The sequence below is a fragment of the Streptomyces sp. CNB091 genome, assembly GCF_000377965.1.
In genome coordinates this window covers 159397-178579 of the sequence record NZ_KB898998.1, presented here as the reverse complement: position 1 = coordinate 178579, position 19183 = coordinate 159397, and the positions used below count along the sequence as shown (strand labels likewise).

The window sequence follows — 19183 nt, the reverse complement described above, 5'->3', positions numbered from 1 at the left end:
CGTGAAGCGAGGAAGCCATCCGTGTCACTCAACCTCTTACTGCCCGAACCGGGCGTGACAGCGCTCCTGACCTCTTGGCCGGACGAGCCATGCGTGTACGAACGCGAGGCCGGCGAGCTCGACCGTGTGATCAACCCGGAGACCATCGACCACTACCTGGACACCGGGTGCGTGCCCGCCGACGAGATCGCCGTCGTGAGTGACGGCACGGCACTGCACCCCGACCGCCATCGCACGGCGGGCCGGACCGACCCGGCGAAGCTGCGGAGCCTCTACGAGGACGGCCACACGATCCGGCTCGGCAACCTGCAGCGGGTCGTCCCCTTCCTGGCGGACGTCTCCCGCGGCATTCAGCAGGAGACCGGTTACAGCAACTACTCCCACGCCTTCGTGACCCCGCCCGGGAGCCAAGGGCTGCTCCACCACTGGGATCAGCAGATGGCCGTGATCGTGCAGATCGCCGGCGTCAAGCGATGGCAGCTCTGGCGGCCGAAGTTCCCCGCGCCGATGCGCGAGCACCAGGAGTCCTTCCGTGTCTGGCAGCCCGACTTCATCCCGGAGTGGGAAGCCGTGGGGCCCGATCGGGAGGTTGACCTCCGGCCGGGTCAGTCCCTGGTCCTGCCGAGAGGGTGGGTGCACAACCCTCATACGCTCGACGCGCAGGACCGCAGCATCCACCTGACGTTCGCGATCCGGGAACGCACGCCGCTCTGGGTCGCGGAGAAGCTCGTCAGCTGCGTGATCGAGAAGGACGCCTTCCGACGCGTCATCCTTCCCCGCGACTTCACGGGGCCACAGCTGCCCCGACATGTGCGGGACATCCGGCAGGCCCTGGTCGAGCACCTGGCCGGTCTCGATGTGGACGACTTCGCTCGGCTCCTGGCCCGAACCGCCGTATCGGAGAAGGAGTACACGACGTGATCCGCTGAGCGAGGAGCCGACCAAACCGGGCGGCGTGATCGGCAGCACGAGCTGCCTCACGCCGCTCCGGTGTCACTGCGGCGTACTCAGAACCGGTCGACCTTCTCGCCGTCCGGGACCTGATAGCAGCCGGACACCACCATCAGGTCCAGGCTTGCGTCTTACCCTTCGCGAAGTGGGTTCGCCCTGTCCACACCCCGACTGGAGCTTCAGGGCGTGGATCCAGCCTCAGGGCGGAAGCACGCTGATTGAACGGTGACCTCAATTTGGGCCGGATCGTCGCTCTGCCTGCCATGGAAACGGGCATCGACGGAGAATTTCCCATCGGTCGAATCGGCGACAATTTGCGGACTCTTCCCCTGACTATCATCTGGGCCGTCCTTTACAATCTTCCACCCCTTCTTGGGCAGCTGGCCCCGCAATCTGCCCATCGCTTCTTCCAGCTTCTCAGCGGGAGGCCCGTAGACGCCCCAGGGGTGATGTGCCCGAACGGTTCCTCCCTCACACGGAGAGATCATGGCACCCGCTTCGGTCATCTTCGCTTTCAGCGAAAGGATCTCCAGGATCGAGCTCGAAACCTTCTCGACCTCGTCCTGCACTTCGGAACTGGCACGCACCGGAGCGTCGGCGCCATTCTCGTTCATCCCGGAACACCCCAAAAGAAGCGAGCAGAAGAGGATTACGCAGGCTGCAGCCTTGCGTGTCTTGCTAGTCATGCTGGACTCGATCATATTTTCCCGCAATCACGGCCGCTTGATTTCTGAGGCTGGTCGATTCAGGATCCCAAAACCCACCGTGATCAGCCGAGTCGCTCTTCATGATGTTTCCGCCGAAACCTTCGTCGGTAGGGATCGTGAGATTGTCGCCGAGTCCGACCAAGCGGCCTCCCTGACGGACGATTTGGTCGTCACCGGGCCCTCCCATGGCCCACACGTGCTGAGCGCCGATTCCCAGATCCGCCGCATGGTCGGCCTGCACGCCGGGGCTGCCAACAACGATCACATCATCAGCAATACGTGGGGTCGGCCCGAATTCCCCGACCGGCCCGATGTCGGACTGGGCGGCAACGCCCACAACAGTGGTTCCATAGCTGTGCCCAATAAGCGTCGTGTGGCCTGGGTTTCCGGGGTTGATTTCATGCGCGGCCCTGTTTCCTTCCATGAAGCTGCGCAGCGTCGGGCCGGCATCTTCTGCGTACGACCCGCGAGTGGCTTCGCCTACTACCTTGTCGGGAGCGTCGTAGTCGAGCCAAGTGATAGTGGAAAAGCTTTTATCCGGAGCCATCATTCCACTTTCCGCCCACAGCCTCTCGCTCCTACCCAAGTCACCCAAGCCAGGGCCCTCAGCGATCTTCTCGATGTTGGCTTTAGTCCCCGGCACATATACGGCCGTATGGTCTGCGGTGTCAGGGTTCCCGTTCGCCAGGATGATTTTTCCGTCAGAGTGACCCACAGGGTCGTAGCCAAGCAGGTACGCTTCGGGGAGGCCTCGCACGCCGGTCCGGTCGAAGCGGTCCTGGATCTGGTCCATCCCCTTGAGGTAGCCCTCTAGCTCCTTTTTCCTGTCGCTGTATCTGTCGTCCCACGCCATGTACTCGTCGGATTGCACCCTGACCAGGCCTCTGGCGGTGTTGATGTACGTGTACTTCGTCGGCGCGGCCGGGATCGCCTTCAGGGCCTGTTCGTACTCGCCGCGCTTCTCCGCGAAAACCGTGCGGTTGGCCTCGTCACGCGTCACGGCGGGCAGCCCGTCCAGTGCTCCGATCGAAGCAGCGTTCAGGGCGAGGTGCGCCGACTGCTCCTCCGCGCTGAGCCCCTTCCACCAGGCCGCGTTGTCCTTCGGGCTGCCGTCCTTCGGGGGCTCCGGCAGGGAGTCGAGGTAGGCCTTGCCCGCCTCGCGGACTCCGCCCGTGTCCGACTGCGCGTCCGCCCAGTCCGGGTGGGAAACCTCCAAGTCGTCGTCGGCCTTCAGTGCGCGCAGCTTCGGCGCCCACTTCGTGTCCGCGTCCGTGGCCTCTTCCAGGGCGTCGGCGATGCGGTTCGCGTAGGCCATCGCCCTGCCGTAGTACGGGTTCGGGTGGATGTTCATCGCCTGGCGTTCCAGCGCGTCGGACGTCGGGCTGCCTCCCGCGCTCCCGGTCACCGTGCCGCCGTCCGCCGTCTTCTCGTCACCGGGCTTCCTGCCCGCCGGATACGAGACGGAGCCGTTCGCGTTCACCGTGCAGCCGTCGGCCCGTGCGTCTTCCATGGCCGCTTCCAGCTTGCGCTTGGCCACCGCGATGTCGAAGGCGAAGCCGTTCAGCGCGGTGCTCACCAGGCCGCACTCGGTCTGCGTGTAGTGGAAGTTCCTCGAGAGGCTCTTCAGTTCCTCGACTGCCGCCTTCGCCGCTTCGCCCTCCAGCTGGTTGCGGAGTTCCACACTGATCCGGTTGTCGAGCGCGTCCTTGGCCTCGGAGGCCATGTCACCGGTCGTCCGATAGCCGTCCGCGGCCTCTTCGTACTCCGACGGCTTGAAGGCTTTGAGCGTCGCAAGGTCCATGACCGGGCTCACTTCTCCTTCGCCTGGCCACCGACGGGCTCGGTGTCCCCGTATTTCACCTTGAGCTTCTCCAGCTCCGCCTGAGCTTCCTCGTCGGACTTCGACAGATCGTGGCCCGCTCCCCGCAGAAGTCCACCCAACGCTTCACAGCGGCCGCTCACATCGCTCACGTACTTCTTCCACGAGGCGTAGAGCTCCTTCTGTGCCGCCGCGCTCTGCGACCCGGTGGTGTCCCCCAGCCCCGTCTGACCGTCGGCGAGCTTCGCGAGCGCCTTGCCGACGCCGTCCTTGAGGCCGGCGACTCCCTCACCGGCCTTGACCCACGTCTTCCTGTTCGACTTCAGATCACCCGAAGTCGCGCCGCCCGTGGTTCCGCCCTCCGCCGGGGCCTGGTTCAGCTGCATCTGCGCCGAACCACTCACCGCGACATCAGCTTTGATTTGCTCCCATTCGTCCCACGCCACCGTAGAAGTTCTCCCCGTCGTCCCCGATATCCCCGTTTCCCGTAGCCCCGTTCCCGGGCGCCTCGGGTTGAGCCGACATGATCTCCGGCTGCCGTGGGCCAAATCAAATGCGGCCCTGTTCCTTCCGTGTTCTCCCTGTTCTCCCTGCTCCAGATCCTGGTGGTGGGTCGGAACCCTGTCCGCCCGGTCACTCGTCCTACAAGCGGGACCAAGCGGATGGGAAGACATGGCGGAGCAGGCAGACCCCGGTGGGGCGGCGGTGGCGGGGCAGGAAGTCCCGGGAGCGGCAGACGGCCGGCGGGGACGGGTCCTCGCCGTGCTTGCCGTGGTGCTGGCCGGGGTGATGGCGTTCCACCGGGGTGTACCCAACGCCGTCGGGCGGGTCGGGAGTCTGCTGGAGTCCTTTCTGCCGTGGGCCGGCGTGGTCGTCGTTCTGCTGCTGGTGCTCGCCCTGGTGCGGCGGTCCGCCGTCACCCTGGTGGCGGTGCTGCTCCCCGTGGGGGTCTGGGTGCATCTCTTCGGCGGTTTGCTCCTGCCCGGTACGGAAGGCAAGGGGCGCGAGCTCGTCGTCGTCCAGCACAACGTCAGTGACGAGAACCCTGATCCTGCCGGGACCGCCCGGGCGCTGGTCGGGACCGGCGCCGATCTCGTCGCGCTGGAGGAGCTGGTGGTTCCGCAGCTGTCCGTGTACGAGAAGGCTCTCGCCGCCGACTATCCGCATCATGTCGTCCGGGGCACCGTCGGGCTCTGGTCCAAGTACCCGCTCAGCGGAGAGCGGGCCGTCGACATCAAGCCGCCGAGCATCGCGGAAGGGTGGAGCCGTGGCGTGCGTGCCGTCGTCGATTCGCCGTACGGGGACGTCGCGGCGTACGTCGCCCATCTGCCCTCCGTCCGGGTCGGCGCGGGTGGGCTCGCGTCCGAACGGAGAGACGAGAGCGCCGAGTTGCTCGGGCGTGCCATCGCCGCCGAGAGCGTCGACACGGTGATTCTGCTCGGGGATCTCAATGGGACCGTGGAGGACCGGGGGCTGGAGCCTCTCACCTCACGCCTGAACGTGGCCGAGCGCGGCTTCGCCTTCAGCTTCCCCGCCTCCCTCCCGCTGGCCCGGATCGATCAGGTCCTGGCCCGCTCCGCCACCGTCGGCCACATCCGCACCCTGCCCGCCACCGGCAGCGACCATCTGCCCGTCGCCGCCCGCCTCCTCCTGAGGTGAGTGCGCGGCTCGGAGCGCGTCGGCCCTCCGTACCGCCTCGACGCGTTGCCTCCAGGTCATGTCCTCGGGGAAGTCGTACGTGTCCGTGTCGACCATCCAGCTCGCGTACGCCGCCGCCCTGCGGCACTCCACGCACAGCGTCTCGTCGCCCAGCGGGCGGAAGACGTGCTCCTCCCCCTCGCCCGCGCAGGCGATCAGCTCCCTGACGGGCGGTGGGGGCGGCGGAGCGGGCAGCGGGGGCACCGGGCATTTCTGGATCAGACGGTGGCGCAGGAAGCCCACCGCCGAGTGCACCCCTCCCTCGGGCCTGGCGGCCAGGAGCGCGTGCCGTACATCCTCTTCCGACAAGCCGCCCTCCAGCCACTTCACCGCCTCCACCGCCAGCCCGCGCGCCTCCCGCACCCCCAGCAACAGGTCGCGGCGTGTGTGGCGCAGCGACAGCAGCAGCCGTTCCGCCTTGGCCAGTTGGGAAGCGGGGTGGGGTGCCGGGGCGGGGTAGGGAGGCGGGGCCGCATGAGGTGCCGGGGCCGCGTGGGGTGCCCCGGTGGAATCGGCCGCAGAGGGTTGGACTTCCCGCGTCGGTTCCGGTGTCGGCTCCGGTTCCGGCCTCAGCCCCGGTACCGGTTCCGGTTCCGGTTCTGGCCTCAGCCCCGGCCCCGACTCCGGTCCCGGTCCCGGTCCCGGTTCCGGTCCCGGTTCCGGTTCCGGCTGCGCTCGGCGCTGCTCCGGTCGTTCCGCTTCGGAGGGTGGGTGGGGAGTGGTCTTATCACTGTGGTCTTCCTCCGGTTCATAGCCACCGGCCGCCCGGGGAGCCGGTCCGCCGACCGTCGGATACCGCTTACCCGGCGGCGGAGGCGAAGCGGCAGCGGCAGCGGCAGCCGCCACTCCCGGCGTGCGCCCGCCGTCCGGCTCCAGCGTCGCCCGTACGATCCTGGCCTCGTCGCTCGTCAGCGGCGTGTTCGTGAACAGCTGCTCCGTCGCCCAGCGTCCGCCATCGGCCTGGGCCCGCCACTCGTGGACGTAACCGTGCTCCACCAGTTGCTTCTTGGCCAGTTGGTAGGTGCGGCCCTTGATCTCCAGTTTCCGTGCCAGCTCGCCGAGCGGGCGGTCCGTGGCGGAGTCGGGGAGGCCCTGGACGTACAGGAGGAGGACTTTCGCATCGCTGTTCATACGCCGGTCGCGTACGACCGTGTGCGGGGCTTTGGTCCAGCCCGATGAGGGCGCGATAACATGACGCAGCATTTCTAGTGGCCTCTTTCCACTGGGGGTGTTAGGCCCTCGGGTGGGTGTTGACGCACCTCCGGGGGCCGCCCTATGCCCGCCTACGTGCGCGCACAGAGCGTGATGTCGTCGTCACGGTACCGCACGCTCTCGACCTGCTACGACGTCCGCGAAAAGTGCGCCCCCGCTCACCACCCGGCTCGCAACCGGACTACCACCGTGCGCCGTTGCGCCAGTCGTTCCCTGCTACAGATCCGTGAGCCAGGCATGCCCCGGGTGTACGCGGGCGAGCAGCTCCGCCAGAGTCGCGCGCTGCGCCCGGGTCAGGTGCGGGACGGTCACGTCGAAGTCCCTCTGATCTTTCGGGCGGCCGTGCTTGGCCTTGAACAGGAGTACGAGTTCGGGTGCCAGATACGGGATGCCGTCCTGGGCGTGGTGGACGATCTCTCGGTACGGGAGCCGGATCCCCTCGTCCCGTCGGCAGATCCAGGTGTCGCCGTCGTGCGGTTCCCGGAACACGTCTAGCAGGTAGTTGCCGGTGGCCGGATCGCGGAGCCAAGTCTGGTGAACGGCGGCCAGTGTCTCCGGCGGGGCGTCCTCCCAGATCCGGCCGCTGCCCGCCGCATCGAAGACGTATCCGGGGAAGCGGCCGCGGACCTCGGGAAAGCCCGCCTCCGGAATGGCGATCTCGATGTCCCCGTGTACGCGCGTCTGCCCGCCCCGGAACAGGTCCAGCGCCCAGCCCGCCGCCACACACCACGGCGTGCTGATCCCGGCGAGCCGCCGCGCGACCTCACCCGGAGTCCAACTGGACGACCACCTGGCGTCGAGGCCTTCGATCTCTTCGGGTGACAGTTCGATGCCGCCGCCCGGCAGTTGCTCGCTCATCGCAGGAAGCTACAGGAAGCTACCCGCGGACACCGACGCCCGGGTCAGGACGTCGGTGACGGCGCATAGTGGTCCGCGAGGCTGATGGCCAGGTCACGGAGGTGAGCCCTGACTTCGGCGGGGCCGTGCACGGTGATGGCGCTGCCGAACGGCAGGAGTGCGCGCACGTCCTCCAGACGCAGGAAGCAGATCGTGACCGTGCGGCCGGTGGCGGATTCTTCATGGTCGCCCGGGATGAGCCGTAGGCCGAAGATCCGCTGCGCACGCTCGATCTGGGTCTCGTCGATGGTGGCGCTGACCTCTATCGCGTGGCGGTCTTCCCACTGCTCGATGAGCGCCGCGGCGACGGTGGCCAAAGTCTGGTTCTCGCGGATGCGACGGGGCTGGTCGACTTCCTTCCACGTCGTGATGCGTTCGAGTCGGTACATCCGTGCCACTCGGTCGCGGTCGGCGACGAGGTACCAACTGCCGGCCTTGGCGAACAGTCCGTAGGGATCCACGACCAGGTCGCGTGGGTATGGCTCGGGTGGCCGTAGCTCGCGTGGACGTGGCTCGCGTGGGCTGTCGTACTCGATCCGTAACCGGCGGCCCCGCCGCACCGCGCCGATCAGCGAAGCCGGAGTCGTGCCGGAAGCTCGTACCTGACGCCAGGGGCGGCTGTCCACGTGCACTACGTCGGTGAGCGGCAGGTGCTCGCGCACTCGGCGTGCCTGTGCGGCGGAGGCGGAGATCTTGGAGAGCGCGCGCCGGCTCTCCACCGACACGTCGAGCTCCGCGCGTTGCTTCTCATCCAGCCCGGTGAGCGACAGATGATCACGTTCGCCCGGTGTCAGTCGCGTGAGGTCGAGCCCGGCCCCGGGCAGCATGGTCACGCCTCCGAGGCGGCCCCGGTGTGCGGATACCGGCAGACCGGCGTCACGGAGCCAGTTCAGGTCCCGGTTGATGGTTCGAAGGGACACTCCGAGCGCCGAGGCGAGCTCCTGTGTCGTCACGGCATCCCTCGATTCGAGGAGCAGCATCAGGGCGAAGAAGCGGTCTGGGGTCACACACCGACTTTTTCAGAAATGGCGACAGGATGCGGCGCATATACCGCTCAGGCTGGTGGACGCGTACCCACGAACGAACCGTGAAAGGGAATGATCATGACCGCATCCGTCGTGTCCATCGTCTACGTGAACGACTCCGCCGCCGCAGCTCGTTTCTACGGCGACCTCCTCGACTTGAGCCCGTCGTTCGAGACCCCGGGATACAGCGCCTTCGACCTCGGGCCGGGTGCCGACCTCGCCCTGTGGTCCGGCCAGTTCGATGATCTGTCGCCGGACGTCCCGCGCACCAGTGAGGTGTGCCTGGCCATCGACGGTGGGCCCGACGAGCTCAACGCGACCTTCCAGCAGTGGCGGTCCAAGGGGGTCACCATTCTGCGCGAGCCCCATGACGCGGGGTTCGGGCTGACCTTCCTCGCAGCCGATCCCGACGGGAACCGTATCCGCGTCGCACCGCAGGACTGAGAGACCGCAGTGCGGCAGGCGCGCACGACAGGCGTCGCGCCTGCCGCCGTCCGACTTCGCGAGGGACCGTCGACAAGCTCGCCGCTCGCTACCACGCCGGACTCCGCCTCGCACCGTCACGCCCGCCGCGAAGATGGCGAGTGCCGCCCATACATTCGATACGGCAGGTCCCCTCTCACTCCGCACGTGACAGACAGGGCCTAACACCGACGGTTCGTCAGCGCGGTCACCGCGTCGACCAGGCCCTCCCACGCCTGCCGCGTGTCGGCCGTGTCCGGGTGCCGGGTGGCGAAGATGTCGAGCGCGGAGACCATGTCGTCCAGCGCCCAACGGAGTTCGTAGTACGCGAGCAGCTCCGGGTCCGGGTGGTGGCCGGTGAGTTCGGCGTAGCGGGACAGGTCCTCCTGGGTGTCGGTGGCGAGCCAGAGGTCGCGTTCCGGCGGTGCGAGGGCGACGGTGTCCCAGTCGACCAGGAGGGTACGGCCGCCGGGATCCAGGACGTTGCCGGGGTGGGGTTCGCCGTGGGTGACCACGGTGGCGGCGGTCGACGCGTCGGACATGAGCTGCGCCGTGCCGCTGTCGTAGCGCTCCAACGTCGACCGCAGGGCAGTCGAGTTGACGGTCAGCAGAGCTTGGCAGCGTTGCGCGTACGGGCCCGCGTCCGCGCGGAAGCGCTGCGGATCGGCCAGCGCCGCTCCGATCGCCGCGCGGCCCGGCAGCGCCGGGTCATGGGACGGGGCCGTCAACGGGGCGCGTGTCGCGTGCAGTTGGGCCAGTCGCTTCACCAGCACCCCTCGCGCCCCGGGGCCCAGCGCCTGGCCGAAGTGGCCGGTGGGTGCTTCCACGTACGGGAAGACGCTCACGGCGTACCGGTCGGTCAGACGGAGTAGCGTCTCGCCGCCGCCGGTGCGCAGCGGTGCCACCAACGCCGCCTGGTCGAGGGCCGATTCGAGCGTGGCGGCCGTGTCCATGGCGCGACTCAGGCCCGTCCACGCCTCGGCCGCGTCGCGCCCGCAGTGCGGCTTGTGCGCGAGGTCGGCGACCGTGACGAAGGTCCGCCGGCCTTCCGCGTCGGCCGCGACCCAGTGGTGGTCGCCGAAGCCGACCGGGGCGTGGGTGAGTACGACGGGTTCGATGCCCCAGGCCCCGAGGGCGGCGGCCAGGACGGTTTCGTCGATATCGGTCGGACGGTCCTTCATACGGGACACCGTAGTGGCCCTCCGGGGAGGACCGGGGTGGCCGGCTCCACCCACTGCCGTCGCCCTTGCCCGCCACCCCCTCGGCTCCTGCCTCTCGGCTCGCCTCTCGCCCTCGCCTCCTTACACGCTTTGTACACGCTCTCATCACAATTCCGCTTCGCTTCCGACATGCCCCTGATGTACGCCCGGCCGCGCTGCGAATATCGGCTGCTCCACAGCACAGCGTTCGGCCTTGGGGGCAACACATGCAGACGAGGAAGCAGTCACGGCGGCCCGGGCGCGGGTTCCTCCGCATACGGATATCGGCCGGAGCGGGCGCGCTCGCGCTGATCCTGACGGGGTGCGGAGGCGATGACGGCACCACGGACGACCAAGGCGGGAAGGGCGCCGCGTCAGTCGGTTCTGCGGCCTCCGTGGATCGGGCGCTGGCGCTCATGGACGACGAGCAGACCATGGACGCGGGCAACAGCCTGGACGTGGACGTCCTCGACAACGACTCCGTCACCCTGGAGAACGGGGACCGGGCCGCGCTGCTCCACACCTACGACCCCGCCGAACTGACCCTGAGCATCGACACCGAGCCCGACCACGGTTCCGCATCGGTGTCCGGGACCACGGTCACGTACACCGCCGGGGACGGGTACGCCGGCGAGGACAAGCTCACGTACGAGGTCCTCGTCAAGGGCGCCGAGGTCCCCGCCGCCACCGCCGTCGTCCGCATCACCGTCACCGCCGCCGCCACCGAAACGACTCCGACTCCGGCCTCGAACGCCTCGGACTCCGCCCCTGAGGCGACGGACCCGGCACCCGCGTACTACAAGAACTGCGACGCCGCCCGCGACGCCGGAGCCGCTCCCGTCGAGGAGGGCGATCCCGGCTACGCACCCCACCTGGACCGCGACGGTGACGGCGTGGGCTGTGAGCCGTGGGGTGAGTCCTCCTCCTCCTCCTCCGACGGAAACGGTACGAGTGGTGGGGGTGGCGGCGGCAGCGTCTCCTACGCGAACTGCACCGCCGTACGGAACGCCGGCGCCGCCCCCATCCGGGCCGGGGACCCCGGCTACGGGCGGCACTTGGACCGTGACGGGGACGGCGTCGGCTGCGAGTGAGCCGCGATGCCCGCGCAGGGGCGGGAGGCGGGCGGGTGGGCGGGCTCGGGTGTGCCGGTGAGGCCGCCAGGCCCCGTGTCAGGCCCCCGCCCGCCCCGGGCCTGGCCGCCCGGACCCGCCCGGACCCGTCAGCACCCGTCAGCACCCGTCAGCACCCGTCAGACGAACTGGTCGAATCCCATCTTCATCACCATGCCGGAGACCACGAGCACCAGAACCACCCGGACGAATCCGGATCCCCTCTTCATCGCGGTACGTGACCCGATCATCGCGCCGACGATGTTGCCCACCGCCATTCCCAGGCCGAGGGCCCACAGGACGTTCCCCTGACAGGCGAAGACCGCTAGGGCTCCCAGGTTGGAGGAGGCGTTGATCACCTTCGCCATGGCCGCGCTCTCCAGGAACTGGGTCGCAAGGAGCGTGGTGAAGGAAATGATGAGGAAGGTGCCGACGCCGGGCCCGAAGACCCCGTCGTAGAAGCCGATGCCGACGCCCGCGACGAGGATCGCGGCGTTGCGGCGGCGCGGGGTGACGACGATGTTCCGCTGCTGGACCCCGAAGCCGGGCCGGAAGGCCACGAAGAGCGCCACCGTGATGAGCAGGCCCATGATGACGGGCCGGAAATAGCTCGCGGGAACGCTCGACGCGGACAGCGCGCCCAACGCGCCGAAGGGGATCGCCAGTCCCGCGGTCGGCAGCAGGATCGAGCGGTCCAGTTCGGTGCGTCGCTGGTACATGTACGCGGCGGTCGCGGTGCCCATGACCGCCGCGATCTTGTTCGTGCCGAGCGCCACCGCGGGCGAGTACGTGGGAAAGGCCAGTAGCAGTACCGGGATGAGCAGCACCCCGCCACCGCCGACCACCGCGTCCACCCAGCCCGCCGCGGTCGCGGCGGCGAGCAGGCCGAGCACTTCGTACAGGTCCACTCTTCCCTCCCTCCCTCCCTCACTCACTCACGTGACATGCCACCGGCGCACGCGGACAGAGCGGCCGGGTGCTGGCCGGGCGGGACGGTTGGCGCACGTTCTCGTGTTCCGGCGGGCGGTCGGAGGCGACCGGCGGGCCCGGCGGGGCTCATGGGCATCATGAGACTCGTGGGTCCGGCAGGACCCGTCGAACCGGTGGTTCCTGTCAGCGGTAGTCGTCCGGGTGGTCCTGCATCCAGGTGTTGATGCCGTCACGGGTGCCGACGATCTCGGAGAAGTACTTCTCCAGGTGTGCCTCGGACCGGTCGTCTCCCAGCGTGTCGAACAGGACCTTCATGTCGGCGAGCGGCTGCTTGAAGTGGCCGGGGCCCTTGTCGTCGGCCCGCATCGCCTCGTCCAGCTCGGTGAGTTCCCGGGTGACCCGGCCGAGGAAGTAGGCGCAGTCGCCCGCGCCCGGGGTGCAGGTGTCGTCGAGCGTCGCCTGGAGTGTCGCGAAGGCGCTGCGGACCAGTTCGGGGCCGGGCGTGACCACGGCGTTGGGCTCCTCCGCGGCGGCCTCCCGCTCGGCCTGGTCCGCGTTCTCGGTGTCCTCCGCGATCCGCTCCTGGTCCGCCGCCGGATCCGCGGACGCGGCCGGAACGTCCCCGTCGGGGCCGCCGCCGCTGGACGCCTGGGTGCAGGACACCAGCGCCGCGGCCACGACCACCGCAAGTGCCCCTGTACGCCAGCCGGTTCGGGCCGGACGGTGAGCGACGACCCGGTCACCCGGACCGGCGGCGGTACGGGCAGCGTTACGGAACAGCATGAGACCCCCCTCGTGCGAAGGGTCCAGACCCTACCCGGCCCGCACAGGGCACCGCGGCCCGCCCTCACGCGGGGAACCCCGCGATCGGCCAGGAGCGGTCACCCGAGAAACGCCGCCATCTCCCCGTACACCGCAGCCGTGTTGTCCAGGTGGGCGTCGTGGCCGGCTCCCGGGATCACGCCGATCCGCGTCCCGGGGTGCCGGGCCCGCATCCGGTCCGCCTCGTCCGGCTTCATCGCGCCGTTCTCGCCCCGTAGCACGAGGACCGGGCAGCGCACCGCGTCCCAGTCGTCCCAGAAGTGCCGGTGCGCGTTCTCCTGGACGGTGGCGACCATCACGTCCCGGTCGACCCGGGGGTGCAGCCCGCCGGGGCCCGGCACGAGCCCCGCCGCCCAGGCCCGGCCCGCGGGCCCGCCGCCGAAGAACACCTCGGCCGCCCCCGCGTCCGGGAACGGAACCGGCCACGCGTCGAGCCAGTCACCTATCTGTTCCGGCAGTCGAGGACTCGGCCCCGCCGGGCCCGCCTCGATCAGGACCAGCGCGCGGCACACCTCCGGGTGCGCCGCCGCCGTCAGCAGCGCGGTGAGGCCGCCCATCGACTGGCCGGCCAGCACCGCGTGCTCCCCCGCCAGACCGAACCGGCGCGCGACCGCGAGTACGTCGCGGACGTGCGCCGCCCGCGTCACGTCCCCGGGACGGCGGGTGCTCGCCCCGCTGCCCCGGGCGTCGAAGGCGATCACCCGGTGCGTGGACGCGAACCGGGCCGCCAGCGCCTCCCACTCGCCGGAATGACCGGCCAGGCCGTGCAGCAGGAGGAGGGGCGGGCCCGCGCCGCCGTGATCGGTGCAGGAGAGGCGTACGGGGCCGGTTCCGCCCGCCGCTTCGCCGTGCTCGACCGTCACCGTCGTCGTGACCGCTCCCACCCGACACCCCTGTCTCCGCGTCCGCCGCCCGCACTCCTCGGTCCGGCCCGCCCGGCGGCACCGTCGCCCCGAAGGCTAGCCTCGGACGGAGTAGGCAACCACAGGTGTGCAACCACAGGTGTACCGACGGCTCACAGGAAGCGATGGTGGCGGCGATGGTGAAGAGGGCGGTAGTGAGGATCCCGGCAGCGGCAGTGGCGGCGAGCGGGCTCGTTGGAGGCTACGGCGTCGCCCGGTGGACCAGGAAGCGGCCGCTCGGCGGTGTCGCGCTGGCCGCCGCCGGGTCCCTCGCCGCGTACGAGTGGAACCGCCAGGCGGGGCCCCGTGCCGCCGCCGGACTGACCGTCGCCTACGTCGCCGCCTTCGCCGGATCGCACCCGCTCGCCAAGAAGGTCGGCGCCTGGCCCGCCGTCTTCGCCGTCGCGGGCGGCGTGGCCGCAGCTTCCTGGGCCGTCACGCGGCGCGGCGCGAACCCCTGAGCCGATCGCCGGCCCGACCTCGCCGCCGAGGGCGGGCCGACGGGACGCCCAGCCACCCAGCCGCTCAACCACCCAACTGCTCAGTCGCTCAGCCGCTCAGTCGCTCAGCCACCCAACTGCTCAGTCGCTCAGCCGCTCAGCGCGTGCGACACCGTGTAGATCGCCAGGCCCGCCAGCGCGCCGACCACCGTGCCGTTGATCCGGATGAACTGGAGGTCGCGGCCGATGTGCGCCTCGATCTTCTTCGAGGTCTGGTCCGCGTCCCAGCCGGCCACCGTCTCGCTGATCAGCGAGGTGATCTCCGCGCGGTACGTCGTCACGACGTACACCGCGGCGTCCTCCAGCCAGCCGTCCAGCTTGCCCTGGAGCCGTTCGTCGCTCGACAGCCGCGCTCCCAGCGACATCAGCGAGGCGCGTGCCCGCAGCCGCAGTTCGCTGCGCTCGTCCTCCGCCGCCGAGAGGATCATCGTCCGTACGGAGGACCACGCCGAGGCGATGACGTCCTGGACCTCGCCGCGGCCCAGGATCTCCGACTTCAGCCGCTCCACCCGCGCCCGGGTGTCGGCGTCGCTCTGGAGGTCGGACGCGAAGTCGGTCAGGAACGTGTCGATGGAGCCGCGCGCCGGGTGCTCCGGCATGTCCCGCATCTCCGTGACGAACCGCAGCAGTTCCTTGTAGACCCGCTCCCCCACCCGCTTGTCCACGAACCGCGGGGTCCAGCCGGGGGCTCCGCCCTGCACCGCGTTCATCACCGAGTCGCCGTGCTCCACCAGCCAGTCGTGCGCCCGGACACAGACGAGGTCGACGACCTTGCGGTGGCCGCCGTCCGTGACGACCTTCTCCAGCATCTTGCCGAGGCCCGGGCCGACCTCCGCCGCGTCCGCGCGCCGGGTGATGGCCTCGCCGACCACCGCCTGCACATCGGAGTCCCGAAGGACGGTGAGCGCACCGCGCAGGGCCGTCGCCAGCTCGGCGGTGACCCGGTCGGCGTGGGCCGGCTCCGCGAGCCACACACCGAGCCTCCGGCCGACCCCCAGAGCGTGAATTCGGTCACGAATGACGTCTCCGGAGAGAAAGTTCTCGCCGACGAAGGAACCGAGTGACTGTCCCAGCTGATCCTTCTTGGTGGGGATGATGGCTGTGTGCGGAATGGGCAGGCCGAGCGGGCGCCGGAAGAGCGCCGTGACGGCGAACCAGTCCGCCAACGCGCCCACCATCCCCGCCTCGGCAGCCGCCGCGACGTAGCCCGGCCAGCCCTCCACGCCTGAGTTCTTCGCCCAGGTGGCCAGGACGTAGACGAGCGCGACGAGCAGAAGGAGGCCGGTGGCCGTGAGTTTCATGCGCCGTACGCCGCGCTGCTTCTCCTCGTCGGCGGCGGTGTACGCGAACGAGGCCAGCGGGCCCGCACCCGCCCTCGGCGCCTGCCCCGACGTCTGTGCCTGCGTCTGTGCCTGTGCCTGCCCCTGTTCCTGTGCCGGCGGCAGCGCCGCATGCTCCGATCGCTCCGACTTCTGCACCGCGTCCTCGCCCTGCTCCTGCTCGCCGGATCCGGTCCGTTCCATCCGCTCCACCCGTCCGCGTGCGCCTCGCCCCCGTGACGTACGCATTGTCCCTACCTCCCCTACTCCCGGGCCGCACGTCGAGTTCCCGACGGCCTGTCGCATCATGGGACCAGCACGATCATCACAAGGAGAAACACCGCACATGCCCAGGCGCCAGGGGTATGCCCTGCTCATCGCCCTAGTGGCGGGCACAGCCGTGCTCGCCGCCGCCGTCGCCTTCGGTACGGCGCTGCTCTCCGGCCACCGGTCGACACCGCTGCCGCCCGCCGAGACCCAGGCGGCGGCCCGCAACCCGGTCGCCCCCGCGACCTCGGGCGGCAGGTGGGTCACCACCTGGGCCGCCGCGCCCGTCCGTGCCGAACCGGGCACCGAGGACGGGCTCCCCGGGCGCACCATCCGTAACGTCGTGCACACCAGCATCGGCGGAGAGGTCGCCCGGATAACCCTGTCGAACCTCTTCGGCACGGGCCCCCTGGTCGTCGACCAGGCCACCGTCAACACCCGGCCGGTGACCTTCAAGGGCTCCGCCGCCGTCACCGTCGCGGCGGGCGGACAGGTCATCAGCGACCCGGTCGTGGTGCCCGTGGCCGCCGACTCCGACCTCCAGGTCGGCTTCCGCACCCCGCGGGCGGGCGGGCCGGTCACCTACCACCCCAACACGCACCAGACCTCGTACATGATCGACGAACGCGGCACCTGGAGCACCACCCACTGGCGCTATCTGACCGCCGTGGACGTCCGCAGCGAGAGCGCGCGCGGCGCGATCGTCGCCTTCGGGGACTCCCTGACCGCGGGCAGCGGCTCCACCACCGACGCCAACGCCCGCTGGCCCGACGTCCTCGCCGACCGGCTGGGCGGCCGGTACGGAGTCGCCAACGCGGGCATCGCGGGCAACCGGGTCGTGGGCATCGGCCGCGGCACCGGGGGCCAGTCGGGCACCGACCGGCTCGACCGCGACGCCCTGGCGGTCGCCGGGGCCCGGGCGGTCGTCGTGGCGCTCGGCATCAACGACGTACAGCAGCGCCCCCAGGAGGCCGACCCCCAGCGCATCGTCGACAGCCTGCGCGCCCTCACCGACCGGGCGCACGCGCGCGGGCTCACGGTCGTCGGCGCGACGCTGACCCCGTTCGAGGGCTTCGCCACCTGGACGCCCCAGCGCGACGCCGTGCGGCAGGCCGTCAACGAGCAGATCCGGGCGGGCACGGTCTTCGACGCGTACGTGGACTTCGACGCGGCGGTACGCGACCCCGCCGCTCCGAACCGCATCCTCGCCGCGTACGACTCCGGTGACCATCTGCACCTCAACGACGACGGGTACCGCGCGCTCGGCGACCGGCTGGACCTGAAGGTCCTGGACCGGGCCGGCGCACCCCGGTCCGACGCGCTGTGAGGCGCTGAGGGGCGCTGAGGCGCTGAGGGGCCATCCGGGCCCCGTGCCCGCCCCGGGCTCTCAGAGTTCCTTGCGGCCGCCGCCGTCCGGGCCGCCGCCGTCCGGGCCGCCGCTGTCGGGACCGCCGCCGTCCGGGCCCTCCAGCTCGCGCCGGCGGCGCGCCTCCCGTTCGGCCTCCTTCGCCTCCTTCAGCCGGCGGCGCTCCGCCTTCGTCCGCTTGCGGTCCACGCCGACGCCGCCCATCAGGGCGAAGCCGGTGATCCGCACGTACGGGGCGTCCGGGGCGGGCTCGCCCTCCTCGTTGGAGCCCTCCCCGAAACCTCCCATGATGCCGACGCCCCTGACATCGACGTTCAGCTCGGGCGGCGCGGTCACATGGATGCCGCCCATGATGGTGATGCAGCGGATAACGGTCTCGCGGTCCTCGAAGTGCGCCTCGCGCAGATCGATCTCGCCGCCGCCGCACATCGCGAACGCGGTGAACACCCGGCCGACCGTCCAGCGGCCCTTCCGGTTGAACCCGCCATACAGGGCGAACGCCCCTTTCGAGGTGGCGTTGCCGCCGATCCTCGCGGGCCAGTTCGCCGCGGAGCCCCGCAACGGGGCGGGCGCGGACGAGCCGACCGGAGCGACCATCGAACCCGGCGCCGGAAGGTCCTGGACCAACGGCTCCAACTCCCCGTGCGTGCGGGCCTTGTAGGCCGTTTCGAGGCGCTGGTCGAACTCGTCCATGTCCAGGCGGCCCTCGGCCACGGCCTCGCGCAGCAGTTCCGCGATCCGCTCACGCTCGGCATCGGAGGCGCGCATGTCCGGACTCTCACTTGTCATACGGCGCAGCCTATTGAACGCACCCGTTCCCGGCACAGACGTTCAGGCCCGTGACCTGCGCGCGCCGCTCCGGAGGAGTGCCCGTCGCGCCGCCCCGAGGGAGTGCGCCCGTCACGGCGCGGACTCGTACATCCTGGCGATCACGGCCTCGATGTCCGGTTCCCGTACCGACAGGTCGACCAGCGGGTACTCCGCGGCGATCCGCGCCACCAGCGGGGCCGCCGACGCGGCGGCCGGGAACGCCAGCCACTGGCGCGGGCCCTCCACCTTGACCGCCCGCAGGGCCGGCCCGCCGCCCGCCTCCTCCGACTCCATAACGATCGGGGGGAGTTCGCTCTCCAGATCCACCACGAGCATGCGTTCGCTCTCCCCCACCTCGTGGAGTCCCGCCAGCGAACCGTCGTACATCAGACGGCCGTGGTCGATCACCATCACCCGGTTGCACAGCTGCTCGATGTCGGTGAGGTCGTGCGTCGTCAGCAGGACCGTCGTCCCGCGCTCGGTGTTCAACTCCTTCAGGAACTGCCGCACCTTGGCCTTGGAGATCACGTCGAGGCCGATCGTCGGCTCGTCCAGGTAGAGCACCTCCGGATCGTGCAGCAACGCCGCCGCGATGTCGCCGCGCATCCGCTGCCCCAGCGAGAGCTGCCGTACCGGGACCTCCAACAGCTCCCCCAGGTCGAGGAGTTCGACGCAGCGGTCCAGGTTCTCCCGGTAACGCCGGTCAGGGATCCGGTACATGCGGTGCATCAGCCGGTACGAGTCGCGCAGCGGCAGGTCCCACCAGAGGGTGGTCCGCTGGCCGAAGACGACACCGATGCGGTGTGCCAGGCGCGTACGTTCGCGGGAGGGGTCGATACCCGCGACCCGCAGCCGGCCGCCGCTCGGGGTGAGGATGCCCGTCAGCATCTTGATCGTGGTCGACTTCCCGGCCCCGTTCGGGCCGATGTAGCCGACCATCTCGCCGCGGGCCACCCGGAAGCTGATCCCGTCCACCGCCCGCACCTCGCGGCGCTCGCGGCGCAGCAGCCCGGCGCGGCGGCGGACCTGGAAGACCTTCTCGACGCCGTCGAGCGTGATGAAGCCGTCGGTGTCACCGCCGATGCCTGCGGTCGTGCCCGTGGTCGTGCCCGTGCCCACACTTGTGTCCGTGCCCGTGCCCACACCTGCGTCCGTGCCCGTGCCAGTGCCCGTGCCGTCACCCATGCC

General features: G+C 70.2%; 18 protein-coding genes. 6 read left to right on the top strand and 12 right to left on the bottom strand.

The window, feature by feature from the left end; all coding sequences use genetic code 11:
* Positions 1-21 precede the first annotated feature (21 nt).
* Positions 22-921, top strand: a complete 900-nt coding sequence (locus tag D581_RS0117550; RefSeq protein ID WP_199787810.1) for a JmjC domain-containing protein — start codon at positions 22-24, stop codon at positions 919-921.
* A gap of 209 nt (positions 922-1130) precedes the next feature.
* Here the strand turns inward: D581_RS0117550 and D581_RS1000000139765 are convergent, their stop codons facing one another.
* Genes D581_RS1000000139765 through D581_RS0117540 form a run of 3 tightly spaced genes read right to left on the bottom strand, consistent with a single transcriptional unit; the run spans position 1131 to position 3863 of the window.
* The gene (locus tag D581_RS1000000139765) at positions 1131-1637 is read right to left on the bottom strand and encodes a hypothetical protein (protein ID WP_486585844.1); all 507 of its coding nucleotides are present in this window, start codon (positions 1635-1637) and stop codon (positions 1131-1133) included.
* The gene (locus D581_RS0117545; protein WP_026290609.1) at positions 1630-3459 is read right to left on the bottom strand and encodes an alpha/beta hydrolase; all 1830 of its coding nucleotides are present in this window, start codon (positions 3457-3459) and stop codon (positions 1630-1632) included. Before D581_RS0117545 ends, D581_RS1000000139765 begins: the two co-directional genes overlap by 8 nt.
* Positions 3460-3467: 8 nt before the next feature.
* Positions 3468-3863 carry a hypothetical protein gene (locus D581_RS0117540; RefSeq protein WP_018958520.1) on the bottom strand — a complete coding sequence of 132 codons (396 nt, stop codon included), beginning with the start codon at positions 3861-3863 and terminating at the stop codon, positions 3468-3470.
* A gap of 403 nt (positions 3864-4266) precedes the next feature.
* On the opposite strand from D581_RS0117540, the gene D581_RS1000000141310 reads away from it, so the two are divergent.
* Positions 4267-5136: an endonuclease/exonuclease/phosphatase family protein gene (locus tag D581_RS1000000141310; protein WP_486585847.1), complete on the top strand. Its 870-nt coding sequence runs from the start codon at positions 4267-4269 to the stop codon at positions 5134-5136.
* A 1467-nt stretch (positions 5137-6603) separates the two neighbouring features.
* On the opposite strand, the gene D581_RS0117525 is transcribed toward D581_RS1000000141310, so the two are convergent.
* Positions 6604-7245, bottom strand: a complete 642-nt coding sequence (locus D581_RS0117525) for a nucleotidyltransferase domain-containing protein (protein ID WP_018958517.1) — start codon at positions 7243-7245, stop codon at positions 6604-6606.
* A 44-nt stretch (positions 7246-7289) separates the two neighbouring features.
* Positions 7290-8291, bottom strand: coding sequence for a WYL domain-containing protein (locus D581_RS0117520; protein WP_018958516.1), 1002 nt, complete (start codon positions 8289-8291; stop codon positions 7290-7292).
* A 96-nt stretch (positions 8292-8387) separates the two neighbouring features.
* Between D581_RS0117520 and D581_RS0117515 the strand changes: the two genes are divergently transcribed.
* The gene (locus tag D581_RS0117515; RefSeq protein WP_026290606.1) at positions 8388-8753 is read left to right on the top strand and encodes a VOC family protein; all 366 of its coding nucleotides are present in this window, start codon (positions 8388-8390) and stop codon (positions 8751-8753) included.
* Positions 8754-8953: 200 nt separating this feature from the next.
* On the opposite strand, the gene D581_RS0117510 is transcribed toward D581_RS0117515, so the two are convergent.
* Positions 8954-9952, bottom strand: coding sequence for a phosphotransferase (locus D581_RS0117510; RefSeq protein WP_018958514.1), 999 nt, complete (start codon positions 9950-9952; stop codon positions 8954-8956).
* A 434-nt stretch (positions 9953-10386) separates the two neighbouring features.
* Here D581_RS0117510 and D581_RS0117505 point away from each other — a divergent pair, with 434 nt between their 5' ends.
* Positions 10387-11061, top strand: coding sequence for an excalibur calcium-binding domain-containing protein (locus D581_RS0117505; RefSeq protein WP_486585843.1), 675 nt, complete (start codon positions 10387-10389; stop codon positions 11059-11061).
* Between the two features lie 158 nt (positions 11062-11219).
* Here D581_RS0117505 and D581_RS0117500 read toward each other — a convergent pair whose 3' ends face one another.
* The 3 genes from D581_RS0117500 to D581_RS01000000137380 all read right to left on the bottom strand — a co-directional run bounded on the left by D581_RS0117500 (position 11220) and on the right by D581_RS01000000137380 (position 13715).
* Complete coding sequence (locus tag D581_RS0117500; protein ID WP_018958512.1) at positions 11220-11987, bottom strand: TSUP family transporter; 768 nt, start codon at positions 11985-11987, stop codon at positions 11220-11222.
* 205 nt (positions 11988-12192) lie between these two features.
* On the bottom strand, positions 12193-12792 hold the full coding sequence (locus tag D581_RS0117495) for a hypothetical protein (protein ID WP_018958511.1): 600 nt from the start codon (positions 12790-12792) through the stop codon (positions 12193-12195).
* Positions 12793-12890: 98 nt separating this feature from the next.
* Positions 12891-13715 carry an alpha/beta fold hydrolase gene (locus D581_RS01000000137380; RefSeq protein ID WP_018958510.1) on the bottom strand — a complete coding sequence of 275 codons (825 nt, stop codon included), beginning with the start codon at positions 13713-13715 and terminating at the stop codon, positions 12891-12893.
* Positions 13716-13858: 143 nt separating this feature from the next.
* Here D581_RS01000000137380 and D581_RS0117485 point away from each other — a divergent pair, with 143 nt between their 5' ends.
* On the top strand, positions 13859-14194 hold the full coding sequence (locus tag D581_RS0117485; protein ID WP_026290604.1) for a hypothetical protein: 336 nt from the start codon (positions 13859-13861) through the stop codon (positions 14192-14194).
* A gap of 128 nt (positions 14195-14322) precedes the next feature.
* On the opposite strand, the gene D581_RS0117480 is transcribed toward D581_RS0117485, so the two are convergent.
* Complete coding sequence (locus D581_RS0117480; protein ID WP_018958508.1) at positions 14323-15756, bottom strand: DUF445 family protein; 1434 nt, start codon at positions 15754-15756, stop codon at positions 14323-14325.
* A 142-nt stretch (positions 15757-15898) separates the two neighbouring features.
* Here D581_RS0117480 and D581_RS0117475 point away from each other — a divergent pair, with 142 nt between their 5' ends.
* Entirely contained in the window at positions 15899-17146 is a 1248-nt protein-coding gene (locus D581_RS0117475) for a GDSL-type esterase/lipase family protein (RefSeq protein WP_018958507.1), read from the top strand.
* A 60-nt stretch (positions 17147-17206) separates the two neighbouring features.
* On the opposite strand, the gene D581_RS0117470 is transcribed toward D581_RS0117475, so the two are convergent.
* Positions 17207-17953 carry a DUF1707 and DUF2154 domain-containing protein gene (locus D581_RS0117470; protein WP_018958506.1) on the bottom strand — a complete coding sequence of 249 codons (747 nt, stop codon included), beginning with the start codon at positions 17951-17953 and terminating at the stop codon, positions 17207-17209.
* Between the two features lie 132 nt (positions 17954-18085).
* Positions 18086-19180 (bottom strand): ATP-binding cassette domain-containing protein, encoded by a 1095-nt coding sequence (locus D581_RS0117465; RefSeq protein ID WP_018958505.1) that lies wholly within the window; start codon positions 19178-19180, stop codon positions 18086-18088.
* Positions 19181-19183: the final 3 nt, after the last annotated feature.

What these genes read in the sequence shown, in the direction of transcription:
- D581_RS1000000139765 (WP_486585844.1), bottom strand. Translation starts at nt 1,637, where the DNA reads ATGACTAGCAAGACACGCAAGGCTGCAGCCTGCGTAATCCTCTTCTGC.
- D581_RS0117545 (WP_026290609.1), bottom strand. Translation starts at nt 3,459, where the DNA reads ATGGACCTTGCGACGCTCAAAGCCTTCAAGCCGTCGGAGTACGAAGAG.
- D581_RS0117540 (WP_018958520.1), bottom strand. Translation starts at nt 3,863, where the DNA reads ATGCAGCTGAACCAGGCCCCGGCGGAGGGCGGAACCACGGGCGGCGCG.
- D581_RS1000000141310 (WP_486585847.1), top strand. Translation starts at nt 4,267, where the DNA reads ATGGCGTTCCACCGGGGTGTACCCAACGCCGTCGGGCGGGTCGGGAGT.
- D581_RS0117525 (WP_018958517.1), bottom strand. Translation starts at nt 7,245, where the DNA reads ATGAGCGAGCAACTGCCGGGCGGCGGCATCGAACTGTCACCCGAAGAG.
- D581_RS0117515 (WP_026290606.1), top strand. Translation starts at nt 8,388, where the DNA reads ATGACCGCATCCGTCGTGTCCATCGTCTACGTGAACGACTCCGCCGCC.
- D581_RS0117510 (WP_018958514.1), bottom strand. Translation starts at nt 9,952, where the DNA reads ATGAAGGACCGTCCGACCGATATCGACGAAACCGTCCTGGCCGCCGCC.
- D581_RS0117505 (WP_486585843.1), top strand. Translation starts at nt 10,387, where the DNA reads ATGGACGACGAGCAGACCATGGACGCGGGCAACAGCCTGGACGTGGAC.
- D581_RS0117495 (WP_018958511.1), bottom strand. Translation starts at nt 12,792, where the DNA reads ATGCTGTTCCGTAACGCTGCCCGTACCGCCGCCGGTCCGGGTGACCGG.
- D581_RS0117485 (WP_026290604.1), top strand. Translation starts at nt 13,859, where the DNA reads ATGGTGGCGGCGATGGTGAAGAGGGCGGTAGTGAGGATCCCGGCAGCG.
- D581_RS0117480 (WP_018958508.1), bottom strand. Translation starts at nt 15,756, where the DNA reads ATGGAACGGACCGGATCCGGCGAGCAGGAGCAGGGCGAGGACGCGGTG.
- D581_RS0117475 (WP_018958507.1), top strand. Translation starts at nt 15,899, where the DNA reads ATGCCCAGGCGCCAGGGGTATGCCCTGCTCATCGCCCTAGTGGCGGGC.
- D581_RS0117470 (WP_018958506.1), bottom strand. Translation starts at nt 17,953, where the DNA reads ATGCGCGCCTCCGATGCCGAGCGTGAGCGGATCGCGGAACTGCTGCGC.
- D581_RS0117465 (WP_018958505.1), bottom strand. Translation starts at nt 19,180, where the DNA reads ATGGGTGACGGCACGGGCACTGGCACGGGCACGGACGCAGGTGTGGGC.